This is a genomic window from Streptosporangiales bacterium, assembly GCA_009379955.1.
Lineage (GTDB): Bacteria > Actinomycetota > Actinomycetes > Streptosporangiales > WHST01 > WHST01.
In genome coordinates, this window is the sequence record WHST01000001.1 from 52240 (window position 1) to 64608 (window position 12369).

The following is a 12369-nucleotide window of genomic DNA, read 5'->3' on the forward strand; positions in this document are numbered from 1 at the left end:
AGGGCTGCCGGCCATCAGTCAGGCTTAACGCCCGTGTACCAGGTCGGCACTTCCGCTGACCGGCGCGATCGCGGAGGCTGGGTGCATGTCACTCCGGTTGTGGGCTCTGCTCGGCCTCCTGGCCGCCATCTGGGGTTCGTCGTACATGTTCATCGCGCTCGGCCTCGCCGACGTCGGGCCCTTCGCCCTGGTGTTCCTCCGCGCCGCCCTCGCCGCCCTGGTCGTGATCCCGTTCGGGATCAGGCACCGGCGGACGCTCTCCGGGCGGTGGCCGGCGATGGTGGTGCTCGCGCTCACCCAGGTCGCGGTGCCGTTCCTGCTCATCACCGCGGCGGAGCAACGGATACCGTCCGGCCTCGCCGGTGTGCTGGTCGCGAGCCAGCCGCTCTGGCTCGCGGTGCTGCTGCCCGTGGTCGGGTCCGGGCGGCCCGCGGCCGTCTCCGCGGTCGGCACGGTGATCGGCTTCGGCGGCGTCGCGCTGGTCGCCGGCCACGACGGGTCGGGTGCCGTGGACCTCGTCGGGGTGGTCATGGTGCTGGGCGCCGGGCTCTCGTACGCCTTCGCCACCTGGTGGGCGCGGCGGACGATGACCGGCGTCAACCCGATGGCGCAGACCGGAGCGATGCTGGCGGTCGCGAGCGTGCTCGTCGCCCCGTTCGCCGCGTTCCAGGTGCCCCACGCGATCCACCTGACCTCGGGTGCCGCGATCCTCGTGCTCGCCGTGGTCGGCACGGGTGCCGCGTTCATCATCTTCGCCCGGCTGGTCAAGGAGGCCGGCCCCGCCAGGGCGAGCCTCGTGTCCTACCTCGCGCCCGCCTTCGCCCTGGGCTACGGAGCGACCCTGCTCGACGAGCCCCTCGGGATCGCCGGCGTGGCGGGCCTCGTGCTCATCCTCGCGGGGTCGTGGCTCGGCACGAGGAGCTCGGCACGCCGGGCGGTGCGTCGCGCGGCGGTCGTGCCGCCGGTCGGGGTCATTCCGGAGCCGCGGCCCGCGGGTCGACGAGGATCTTGAGCGTCGTGCGATCGGTGCGCAGTCGCTCGAAGCCGTCCGGCACCACGCGCTCGAGAGGCACTGTCGCGGTCAGCAACGGTTCGGTGGCGACCACGCCACGGCTCAGGAGCGCGACGGCAGCGGCGATATCGACGTCCCACAGGTGCGATGCCGTACCGACCAACCGCCGTTCGCCGAGGACGACGGGGAGGAGCGGAACGGGTTCGTCGCCGGCGCGGAGGCCGACGAGGACGATGGTGCCGCCCGGACGGCTGAGCGCGACCGAGCCGGCGAGGGTGCCGGGCGCTCCCGAACACTCGACGACGACGTCGGCGCCGCGTCCGTCGGTGAGCTCGGCCACCGTCGCCGGACCGTCGCCCGGTGGGCAGCTGTGGGCACCGAAGCGCGAGGCAAGACGCCGACGGTCCTCCACCGGGTCGACGGCGAGCACCGAGGTCGCGCCCGAGTGGAGCGCGACCTGCGCGACGAGCTGACCGATCACGCCGGCGCCGACGATGACGACGCCGCGTCCGGTCAGGTCACCGGCCTTCGCGAGCGCGCGGACGGCGACGGCAACGGGCTCGGCGAACGCGGCGACATCGACGGGAACAGTGGCGGGAACGGTGACGCAGGTGGCCGCCTCGGCGACGAGGTACTCGGCCAGCCCGCCGTCGCTCTGCAGGCCACGAGCGTCCACCGTGGGGCACAGGATCTCCTCGTGCCGCAGGCACCACCAGCAGCTCCCGCACCCGACGACGCCGTCGGGGACGACCCGGGTGCCCACCGCCGGGCCGTCGTGCGTGGTGGTGGCCACGACCGTCCCGACAAGCTCGTGACCGAGGACGATCGGCGCCCGCCCTCCCGTCCGGGGGTGCGGCCGTGTGACGGGTATCAACACGGGACCTTCGAGGTACTCCTCCAGGTCGGTGCCGCAGAGGCCGGCGCGTTCCACCCGCACCAGCACCTCGCCGTCGCCCGGGGCCGGGATCGGGACATCCTCGACGCGGACGTCACCCGCCGCGTGCCATCGGGCGGCCCGCATCGTGTCGTTCATGCACGACTCAGCATCGTGGAGGCGGCGGCACGACAGTCGTCGTGCAGCCGGACGCCGTGCCCGGTCGAGCGGCCGACCGCGACGGTGCCGTCCACGACCTCGGGCACGCCGGTGACGAGCTCGGTGTACCAGGTGCGCAGGAACGCACGCACGGTCTCCTGGATGAGGCCGTTCGGCTGGCTGCAGACCAGGTGAACGGCCGCGGCGAACGTCACGGGTCCGGTGCAGTCGTGCGGCGCGATCGGGACGCCGTGGGCGTCGGCCATGGACGCCACCTTGCATGCCTCGGTGAGGCCGCCGGTCCACTGGATGTCGACGGTGGCGACGTCGACGATCCCGCGGGCGAGCAACGGCTGGAAGCCGCGCCGGCCCACCGCGGTCTCGCCGATGGCGATCGGTACGTCGGTGGCTCCGGCCAGCCGCGCGAGAGCGTCGACGGCGTCGGCTCGCATCGGGTCCTCGACCCAGTAGGGCGCGAAGCGGGACACCTCGCCGAGGATCCTCGTGGCACAGCGCAGGTCCCACAGCCCGTGCAGCTCGACCATGAGGTCGAGGTCGTGCCCGACCGCGTCGCGGATCGCCTCCAGCACCGCGAGCCCCTCGAGCAGGTCACTCCTGCCGATCTCGTGACCACCCGACGCTTCCGCCGCACGGTCGAACGGCCACACCTTCATGCCGGTGTATCCCTCGGCTCGAAGCTCCGCGGCGAGCTCGCCAGGACGTTCGAGGAAGGCGGCGAGATCCTCCCAGGGACCGTCCCGGCCGTTCGCCGGGAGACCCCAGTTGGCCGACGCCTGCCGCGTGCTCGTGCGCACGTAACCGGAGCCGGCGCAGGTGTTGTAGGCGCGGATGCTGTCGCGGCACGGCCCGCCGAGCAGGCGTACGAGCGGGAGCTCTGCCTGCTGTCCGAGCAGGTCCCACAGGGCGAGGTCGATCGCTCCGTTGCCACGCGTCTCGATGCCGCTGCCCTGGTAGCCGAGGTAGCTCGTGAGATGCGTGCCGGCACGTTCCGGCGTCGGGTCGGACAGCGCGAACAGGGCGGGCGCGACGGTCTCGTGCAGGTAGGACTCGACGGCGCGGGCACCGAAGAACGCCTCGCCCAGGCCCACCAGCGACGAGTCGGTGTGGAGGAGGACGAACAGGAAGTTCGGCTGGATGTCGGGACGAATCGTCTCGAGCGCCGTGATCTTCATCGTGTCGTTCCGACCGTTCTCGTGAGGGACTGACGAGAGCATTGGCCGCACGATACGGTAGTGCGGTGTTCGAGAGCGCGGAGCTGACGAGGGGATTCACCGCCGGCATCGAGGGGCCGTGCTGCGACGCGGCCGGCACCCTTTACGCGGTGAACTACGAGCGCGAGGGCACCATCGGGGCGGTGCGTCCCGATGGTTCTGTCGAGGTGTTCGTCGACCTGCCCGACGGCAGCACGGCGAACGGCATCGTCCGCGACGCCGACGGCACCCTGCTGCTCGCCGACTACACGGGTCACCAGGTGCTGCGACTCGATCCCGTGCGCCGCACCGTCGTGACGCACGCCGCCCAGCCGCGCATGCACCAGCCGAACGACCTCGCCATCGGTCCGGACCGCCGGGTGTTCGCCAGCGACCCCGACTGGTCGAACGGCGTGGGCCAGCTGTGGCGGATGGACCAGGACGGCACCATCACGCTGCTCGAGACCGGCATGGGCACCACCAACGGCATCGAGGTGTCGCCCGACGGCAGCCGGCTGTACGTCAACGAGAGCGTGCAGCGGAGGATCTGGCTGTACGACCTGCACGCCGACGGCTCGGTGACCGGCAAGCGCGAGTTCACGTCGTTCGACGAGCACGGGCTCGATGGCATGCGCTGCGACGAGGACGGTGACCTCTGGATCGCGCGCTATGAGCGGGGCACGATCGCGCGGTTCTCGCCCGACGGTGTGCTCAGGCGCGAGGTGCCGCTGCGTACCGGGGTCCTGTGCACCAACCTGGCGTTCGGCGGAGCCGACGGCCGCACCGTCTACGTGACCGTCGCCGACCACGGCACGGTGGAGTCGTTCCGCGTCGACGTGGCGGGGCGTAGTCACTCGCTCTGGACCGAATCCCCCTGATCGGCGGAGAATCGGTCCGGAACGTGCCAGGCGGCGGAGCCCGAGACGCCGACATGTCGCCTGCCGGAGGGAGCAAGCTCGATGATCGGTCCGGCGCCGCGTCCGGGCCTGGCGTCCGTCACCTACCGTCAGCTGACCGCGGACGACGTCGTCCGCCTCGCCGTCGAGGCCGGACTCGAGGCCATCGAGTGGGCCGGCGACTCGCACGTCCCGCACGGTGACCTCGCCCAGGCGGACCGGGTGGCCGACCTCTGCGACGACGCGGGGGTCCTGGTGTGCTCCTACGGCTCGTACTACCGCGCCGGTCACGACGACCTGGAGACCGCGGACGACGTGGTGCGCACGGCCGTCCGGCTCGGCGCGCCGAACATCAGGATCTGGGCGGGACAGGTGGGGTCCGCCGACTGCGCCGCCGACGTGCGGCGGCGCGTCGCCGACGACGTGGGCGGGTTCGCGGAGCTCGCGTCGGAGCAGGGCATCTCCGTCTCGCTCGAGTTCCACAGCGACACCCTGACCGACACGCTCGAGTCGACGCTGCGACTGCTCGACGACGTCGCGACCCGGGCCGGCGTCATCCGCCCGTACTGGCAGCCGGCCGTCGGGATCGGCATCGGCGACGCGCGCCGGCAGGTCGACTCGCTGCTGCCGCTGCTGACGACCGTGCACGTGTACGCGTGGACCGGGGAGGGCGTGCGGCTGCCGCTGCGTGCCGCGGAGCCGCTGTGGCGCGACGTCCTCACCCGGCTGGCCGACGCCACCTCCGACGACGGGTCCGAGCGGTTCGCCCTGCTGGAGTTCGTCCGCGACGACGACCCGGGTGAGCTGCGCACGGAGGCCGCGACCCTGCGCGAGTGGCTGGACGAGGCCACCGGCTGACGGGCCGGCGGTGACCTGCCTACGCGTCACGCTGGAGGGCGGCCAGGGCGTGGGTCACGTCCATGGTCGCCGGGTAGAGGTCGCGGTAGAGGGCGTAGAGGCGGTCGTACGTCTCCGCCGTGCCCGGGTCGGGCTCGACGATGTGGTCGATCGGATTCCAGGCGTCGGTGTCGGCCTCGGTCACCGCGCCGCTGCCGGCGGCGGCGAGGATCGCGTCGCCGTACGCGGCGCCGACGGTGTTGCGGGGGAGCTGCTGCGTGGCGCCAAGGACGTCGGACACGATCTGGGTCCAGAGGCCGCCCCTGGTGCCGCCGCCGACGGCGACGAGTCTCGCGGCGTGGCCGCCGGCCTCGGCCATGGCCTCGAGGTTGTGACGGACGCCGAACGCCGTGGCCTCCAGGGCCGCGCGGTAGAGGTGGGCGCGGCCGTGCCTGAGGGTGATGCCGGCGACGACGCCGCGGGCGTCGGGGTCGAAGAGCGGGGTGCGCTCGCCGGCGAAGTACGGCAGCATCAGCAGGCCCTCGGCGCCGGGGCCGACCGCGCGGGCCTCGTCGACGAGGTCCTCGAACGAGCTGCCGGTGACGCGCCTCAGCCAGTCGGTCACCGCGCCGGACGTCGCCATGCCCGCGGCGAGGTTGTAGGTGCCCTGGAGCACGCCGCTGGTGCCCCACAGCGTCGGCCAGGTGCGCAGCGACTCCGTGACCTCGATGAGGAACATCGTGGTGCCGTACATGAGCATGACGTCGCCCGGGTGCTTGACGCCGACGCTCACCGACTCGGTCCAGGCGTCGATCGAGCCCGCGACGACGGGGGTGCCCTCGGGCAGGCCCGTGGTCGCGGCCGCCGCGGTGGTGACCGTGCCGACGACCTCGCCCGGCCAGGCCAGTCGGGGGAGTGCGAGACCGGGCGCGACGTCGTCGGCCCACTCGGTGATCCATGCCTTCGCCGTCGGGTCGTAGAGCGGGGTGAACTGGCTGGCGGACGCGTGGTCGAGCACGTACTCGCCGGTCAGCCGGTGGACGAGGAACGAGCTCGACATGTGCACCGACCTGGTGGCGGACCACACCTCGGGCTCCTTGTGCCGCACCCACGCGAGCTTGGGTCCGGCCGCCTGGGTGGTGAGCACCGAGCCGCAGCGCCGCCGGATGGCGTCGGCGCCGTACGCCTTCGTGAGCTCGTCGATCTCGTCGGTAGACCTGGTGTCGATGCCGTAGAGGATCGCCTGCCGCAGCGGCATGCCGTCGGCGTCGCACGGCAGGACGCAGGGTCCGATGCCGCTGGCGCCGACGGCGACCACGCGGTCGTCGGGGCACTGGGCGAGGAGGTCGCGGGTGACCGCGACGACCTCGTCCCACCAGATCGTCTCGGCGTCGTGCTCGGCCCAGCCCGGACGCGGGGTCGACAGCTCGTGCTGGCGCACGACGGTCGCCGATACCGTGCCGTCGAGCCGGACGAGCAGGCCCTTCGTGCTGAGGGTGCCGACGTCTACGCCGAGTACCACATCCACCATTCGCCTACCCTTCCACGTCAGCTGCGGCCGCTGAAGTCGTACTTCTTGTACAGCTCGGCGGCGTTGTCGGACGTGACGGCGTCGATCGGTAGCACCTGCTTCTTCTCCACCGTCTTCCCGGCGGCGAGGTCGTTCGCGGCCTTCGCCGCCTCCTCCGCGCCGGTCGGGTAGATGAAGGTGCCGGTCAGCTTGCCCTGCTGGACGGCCCTGATGCCGCCGTCGGGGATCGCGAGGCCGTCGGTGCCGATGAACTTGATGTCCTTCTCCTTGCCGGCCGCGGCCGCCGCCTGGTAGGCGCCGAGCGCCATCGGGTCGTTCTCGGCGTACACCAGGTCGATGTCGAGCTTCTGTGACAGCCACTGGCTGGTGATGCGCGTGGCGTCGGGCTTGAGCCACTTGGCCTCGCGCTTCTTGAGGATCTTGATCTTCGGGTTGGACTTGATGCCCTCCTCGAAGCCCTTCAGCCGGTCGATCTGCGGCTGGTTGGAGAGGATGCCCTGCAGCACGACGACGTTGCCGCCGTCCGGCAGCTCCTTGGCCGCGAGCTCGCCGGCCTTGCGGCCCGCCTCGACGTTGTCGCCGCCGATGAACGACGAGTAGCAGTCGGTGTTGACCGAGCGGTCGAGGATGATCACCGGGATCTTCTTCTCGCACGCCTTGTCCACCACCGGGGTGAGCGGTGCCGACTCGTTGGGCGACACGATCAGCACGTCGACGTTGTTGGTGATGAAGTTCTGCACCTGCGAGACCTGCTTGCCACTGTCCTGCTGGGCGTCGGTGATCGGCATCAGCTTGAGCTTCGGGTACTTCTTCACGAAGTACTCGAGCTGGATGTTGAGCTGCGCCCGGTACGGCTCGGCGTTGTTGGACTGGCTGTAGCCGACGACGAACTCGTCCTTGTCCGTCTCCTTCTGGCCCGTCGGCTCGTCGGTCGACGCGCAGGCGGTGGCGGTGACGAGCCCGGCGACGACCGCGAGCGCGGCGACGCTCAGGCGCCTCTTCGTTGCGAACATCGAGTCCTCCTCGGACGGGTTGCTATGACGCGGGTCTGACGAGCCGGCGCACGGTCGCGACGGCACTGGAGATGAGATCCGGACGTTGCAGGACGACCGCGACCACGACGATGCAGCCCTTGATGATCAGCTGCATGTTGTCGCTGACGGCGTTGAGGCCGAGCACGTTGTCGAGGAGCGTGAGGATCAACGCGCCGACGAACGTGCCGACCATGCTGCCGCGACCGCCCTGCAGGGCGGCGCCGCCGATGACACAGGCGGCGATGGCGTCGAGCTCGTACATCTGGCCGGCCTGGGGGTCGGCCTGCGAGCTGTACGCGGCGTCGATCGGCCCGGCGAAGCCGGCGAGCATGCCGCAGAGGGTGAAGACGGCGATGCGGACGGCGGCGACGTTGACGCCGGACAGCCGCGCCGCGGTCTCGTTGCCGCCGACCGCGTAGATGTGCCGGCCGAACCTCGTCTTGGTCAGCACGAGGTGGAACACGATCGCGACGACGACGAAGGCGAGCACCGGGTAGTAGACACCGGCGCCGAGCACGCCCTCGAACAGGTTGCGTCCCGGCGTGCCGAACAGCTGGAACTGCTCGGAGTGCGGGCTCAGCTCGCCGCTCTCGGTGACGATCTCGGTGCCGACGCTGACGTTGTCGCTGATGTGCCGATCGATCCCGCGGAAGATCGACAGCGTCGCCAGGGTCATGACGAACGGCTGGATGCGCAGCCAGGTCGTGCCCGCGCCGTTGACGAACCCCATCGCCGCGCCGACGACCATGCACAGCGGCAGGATCAGCAACGGCGGCATGTCGGCCCGTGCGAGCATCATCGCCGACGCCATCGACGCGAGCGCCAACATCGAGCCGACCGACAGGTCGATGCCCGCGGCGAGGATGACGAGCGTCTGCCCGATCGCCAGGATGCCGCGGGACGCGAACGCGCCGACCGCGTTGGTCAGGTTGCCCTGGTCGAGGAACGTGGTGCCCTTGGTGGCGATGCCGGCGATCACCACGAGCGCGAGCCCGATGTAGCCCTGGAGGCTGCCGGGCGCGGCGAGCACGCGTGCCCAGCGCTCGCGCGGCTGGTTCTGCACCAGCGTGGGCAGCTCCGTGCCGGGTCCTGAGGAGTCGCGGGTGGGTTCGGACATCAGTCGCTACGCCGTTCGCCTGTCGTCGGGTCGGCCGGTGTGGTGAGGACGGCCTCGCGGGCCATGGCCGCGTCGAGGAGCTTCTCCTGGGTGGCCTCGGCGTGGGTGAACTCGCCGGTGAGGCGTCCCTCGCAGAGGACGAGGATGCGGTCGCACATGTTGAGCAGCTCGGGCAGCTCGGAGGAGACCATCAGGATGCCCGCGCCCTGCGCGGCGAGGCGGTTCATCAGTCCGTAGATCTCCGCCTTCGCGCCGACGTCGATGCCGCGCGTGGGCTCGTCCATGAGGAGCAGGACGGGCTCGGTCAGCAGGCACTTCGCGAGGACGACCTTCTGCTGGTTGCCGCCCGACAGCGTGTTGACCTCGGCGGTGGTGCTCCGCGCCTTCACCCGCAGCCCGGTGACCATGTCGTCGACGCCTGCGCGCTCGCGCCGGCCGTTGACGAAGGGGCCGAAGGAGAACGACGACAGCGCGGCGAGGCTGGCGTTGAACCGCACGGTCGCCCGCAGCACCAGGCTCTGGCTCTTGCGGTCCTCGGCGACCAGGGCGAGACCGCGAGCAATGGCGCGACGCGGGCTCGTCGGGCGGTACGGCCGGCCGCCGATCTCCATGGTGCCGCTGACCGCGCCGGACGGGTGGGCGCCGTAGACGGCCTCGAGCACCTCGCTGCGTCCGGCACCCATCAGACCCGCGATGCCGACGATCTCGCCCGCGCCGACGTGCAGCGACACGTCGCGTACGGGCATGCGACCGACCCGGGCGTCGCCGTCGACGGACAGGTGCTCCACCCGCAGCCGCGGGCCGCCGTCGCCCCGGCGCCGGTCGCCGCGGGGGAACAGCTCGCCGAGCGGCCGTCCGACCATCATCGAGATCAGCTCCGACCGTGTGGTGGCGGCCATCTCGCGCGTGCCGATGTACTCGCCGTCGCGCAGCACGGTGACCGTGTCGGCGATCTCGGACAGCTCCTCGAGCCGGTGCGAGATGTAGATGACGGCGGCACCGCGTGCGGCGAGCGTGCGGATGACCCGGAACAGCGCGCGCACCTCGGCGTCGGCGAGCGCCGACGTCGGCTCGTCCATCACGAGCACGCGGACGTTGAGTGACAGTGCCTTGGCCACCTCGACGAGCTGCTGCTCCGCGACCTTGAGCTGCCGGACGGGACGCCGTGGCGGGAGCCGCAGGCCCAGCTCCGCGAGCAGTTCGCGCGACCGCGCGTCCATACTCGTGCGGTCGAGCGTGCCGCGTGCGGTGCGCAGCTCACGGCCGAGGAAGATGTTGTCGGCGATCGACAGCTCGGGCACCAGGTTGAGCTCCTGGTGGATCATGGCCACGCCGAGGGCCTGCGCGTCCCGGGGATGGTGGATCGCCGCCTGCTCGCCGTCGACCTCGATCGTGCCGCCGTAGTCGGCGAAGACGCCCGACAGCACGTTCATCAGGGTGGACTTGCCCGCGCCGTTCTCGCCGAGGATCGCGTGCACCTCGCCCGCGTGCACGGTGAGGTCGACGCCGCGCAGCGCACGCACGCCGGGGAACGCCTTCTCGATGTCGCGCATCGCGAGGACGACGGGGGAGTCGTGGACGGGCGTGCGCCCGTCCGCCGTCACGATCATCTGCCGGCGGACCGCCCGGCCTCGTCGCCGGGGCCGTACCAGTACGCGGTCGAGGCGTAGTCGGCCGGCATGTCGCTCGCCGGTCCGTGCTCGATCGTGAAGCGCAGGCCGTCGTGGAACGACGGGGCGTCCGCGATCGTGAGCCGGTAGGCGCCGGTGCAGTCGTACGTGCAGCCGTACGAGGAGATCTCGTGAGCCGGGTTGCCGTTGGTCGGGGCGTTGAACGTGCCGCGGTTGAAGTACCAGCCCGCCTCGTAGAAGTCCTCGGTGCCCGTGCCGTGCCACTGCGGCTCGGTGGCGCCGTTGGCGTAGACCCGCTCGTCGCCCTCGAGGTAGTTGCGCTGGTTGCCCGAGGTGATCTGGCCGACCATCGTGTGGGTCACGCCGATGAACTTGCCGCGACCCGGCGTGTCGAGGAATGCGTAGTCCTCGCCGTTCACCACGGCCTGCGCGCGCGAGGTGGCGCGGAAGGTGCCGGTCTCGGCCTGCCGGCCGCGGTCCCTCGCCTGTTTCCCCGTCGTGACGTCGGCGCTGCCGCCCTCGATCGCGACGTCGGAGCCGTTGTGCAGCTCGACCTCGACGTGGCTGCCGTACGGCATCGGCCACCACGACGTGAGCGTCTTCGCCTCAGGGTCGACGCCCGACATCAGCGTGCGCACCTCGTACAGGCCGAGGCCGGTGCCGAAGAACTCGCCCAGCGGGGAGTCGACGAGCCGCCTGCCGTCGACGGTGACCCACAGGCGCGCGTTCGCCAGGACGGGGTCGCTCGGCTGCACGAGTTCCTGGTCCTCGTCGCTCGGCGGGTAGCTGAACGTCCGCGTGCCGAACCACTTCGCCTGCTCGATCGTGTAGTCGTGCGTGGCCTCGGACGGGTTGCCGTCGCCGACGTCGACGGTGTCGGTGCGGGTGGCCTCGCCGCCGACGATGCTGTCGACGTCGTAGCGGAACTCGTTGAAGTCGAGGTCCGACGAGACGAACGCGTTGCGGACGGTCACGCTCGACTTCCCCGCGGTCGCCGACGCGGGCAGGTCGACGGTCTGGTCGGCCCACTGGCCGCCGGCCGTCGGCGGGACGGGCGACCACTCGGCGACCTTGTTGCCGTCGACGAGCACGTCGGCACGCTGGTTGCCGATGGCGGAGTCGTACCGCCGGGTGAGCCTGACGCCCTCGTTGGCGGGGTCGATCGCCGCGGTGAACTGGCTGTGGCCGTCCGCGCCGAACGCGCGGCCGTCGTCGGTGACCGTCGGGTTGGTCGGGCCGACGAGCTGGGGGAGGGTGACCTTCAGCGCGGTGAGCACGCCGGCGCCGTCCTGCTCACCGATGGTGGCGGTGCCACCGGCGGGGATGTCGACGGGAGCGTGCCTGGTGCGGGACCTCTTCGCCCGCGGCTTGGGGTCGGCCGTGCCCGCGGCCTTCAGGGTCGCGATGACGTCCTCCGCCCTGTCGGACGGGTCGAACGTCGTCACGCCCTCGGCGTCGGGGAAGGTGCGGTGCGACACGTGGTGGAAGAGCGGGTTGTTGTCGGTGCTCACCCGCATCGACTCGCGGTACGGCATCGGCACCTTGAGGTAGACGCCACCCGAGCTCTGGTCGCCGTTCGCGACGAGCGGGTGGACGAACGGCGCGCCGAGCTTGCCGTCGACGACGTCCTGCAACGGCGCGTCGAGCACGGTCATGCCGTCGAGCTCGATGCGGATGTTGCCCGTCTTCGTGACGTTGCCCTCGTCCCTGGTGAACCAGATCGAACCGATCTCGCCCGCGCCCTCGTGCTCGGCGATGACGCAGCGGCCGGCGTCCTGGTGCAGGCAGGAGTACGTGCCGTCGAACCCGTCGTTGTTGCCGCCGGTGCGGTCGTAGCTGGAGAACTGGTGGGCCTCGGTGGCGGTGGCGAGCTCGGGCAGCCGGTCGAGGCGCCGGTAGGCGTCCCAACCGACCGGGCCCTTCTCGGACGCCCGCGGAGCGGCGGCGGCGTAGCCGGGGACGAGAGTGAGGACGAGGGCGAGTCCGGCGGCGGCGCCGAGGGAGCGCCTGATGATCGACATTGATCGGGCCTCTCGGTAGAGGTGTCGTGGCGGCATCCGGGGGCGT

Annotated in this window: 10 protein-coding genes; 3 read left to right on the forward strand and 7 right to left on the reverse strand. The window is 71.5% G+C overall.

Features of this window, described 5'->3' with window-relative positions; genetic code table 11:
* Nucleotides 1-85: 85 nt before the first annotated feature.
* Nucleotides 86-1012: an EamA family transporter gene (locus GEV10_00215; GenBank protein ID MQA76899.1), complete on the forward strand. Its 927-nt coding sequence runs from the start codon at nucleotides 86-88 to the stop codon at nucleotides 1010-1012.
* Here the strand turns inward: GEV10_00215 and GEV10_00220 are convergent.
* Both GEV10_00220 and GEV10_00225 read right to left on the reverse strand, forming a co-directional pair.
* A complete protein-coding gene (locus tag GEV10_00220; protein ID MQA76900.1) occupies nucleotides 972-2045 on the reverse strand; it encodes an alcohol dehydrogenase catalytic domain-containing protein in 1074 nt (357 codons plus the stop codon). The genes GEV10_00215 and GEV10_00220 overlap by 41 nt on opposite strands.
* The gene (locus GEV10_00225; GenBank protein MQA76901.1) at nucleotides 2042-3280 is read right to left on the reverse strand and encodes a mandelate racemase/muconate lactonizing enzyme family protein; all 1239 of its coding nucleotides are present in this window, start codon (nucleotides 3278-3280) and stop codon (nucleotides 2042-2044) included. Before GEV10_00225 ends, GEV10_00220 begins: the two co-directional genes overlap by 4 nt.
* Before the next feature lie 23 nt (nucleotides 3281-3303).
* Here GEV10_00225 and GEV10_00230 point away from each other — a divergent pair, with 23 nt between their 5' ends.
* Both GEV10_00230 and GEV10_00235 read left to right on the forward strand, forming a co-directional pair.
* Nucleotides 3304-4134 (forward strand): SMP-30/gluconolactonase/LRE family protein, encoded by an 831-nt coding sequence (locus GEV10_00230; GenBank protein ID MQA76902.1) that lies wholly within the window; start codon nucleotides 3304-3306, stop codon nucleotides 4132-4134.
* 81 nt (nucleotides 4135-4215) lie between these two features.
* The gene (locus tag GEV10_00235; protein ID MQA76903.1) at nucleotides 4216-5010 is read left to right on the forward strand and encodes a TIM barrel protein; all 795 of its coding nucleotides are present in this window, start codon (nucleotides 4216-4218) and stop codon (nucleotides 5008-5010) included.
* Between the two features lie 19 nt (nucleotides 5011-5029).
* Here GEV10_00235 and GEV10_00240 read toward each other — a convergent pair whose 3' ends face one another.
* From GEV10_00240 to GEV10_00260, 5 genes are read right to left on the reverse strand one after another with little or no spacing between them, the layout of a single operon-like run.
* Nucleotides 5030-6520 carry a sugar kinase gene (locus tag GEV10_00240; protein ID MQA76904.1) on the reverse strand — a complete coding sequence of 497 codons (1491 nt, stop codon included), beginning with the start codon at nucleotides 6518-6520 and terminating at the stop codon, nucleotides 5030-5032.
* 17 nt (nucleotides 6521-6537) lie between these two features.
* On the reverse strand, nucleotides 6538-7533 hold the full coding sequence (locus GEV10_00245) for a substrate-binding domain-containing protein (protein ID MQA76905.1): 996 nt from the start codon (nucleotides 7531-7533) through the stop codon (nucleotides 6538-6540).
* Between the two features lie 22 nt (nucleotides 7534-7555).
* A complete protein-coding gene (locus tag GEV10_00250; GenBank protein MQA76906.1) occupies nucleotides 7556-8671 on the reverse strand; it encodes an ABC transporter permease in 1116 nt (371 codons plus the stop codon).
* Complete coding sequence (locus tag GEV10_00255; protein MQA76907.1) at nucleotides 8671-10281, reverse strand: ATP-binding cassette domain-containing protein; 1611 nt, start codon at nucleotides 10279-10281, stop codon at nucleotides 8671-8673. The genes GEV10_00250 and GEV10_00255 overlap by 1 nt, the downstream gene beginning before the upstream one ends.
* Complete coding sequence (locus tag GEV10_00260) at nucleotides 10278-12323, reverse strand: DUF2961 domain-containing protein (protein MQA76908.1); 2046 nt, start codon at nucleotides 12321-12323, stop codon at nucleotides 10278-10280. Before GEV10_00260 ends, GEV10_00255 begins: the two co-directional genes overlap by 4 nt.
* Nucleotides 12324-12369: the final 46 nt, after the last annotated feature.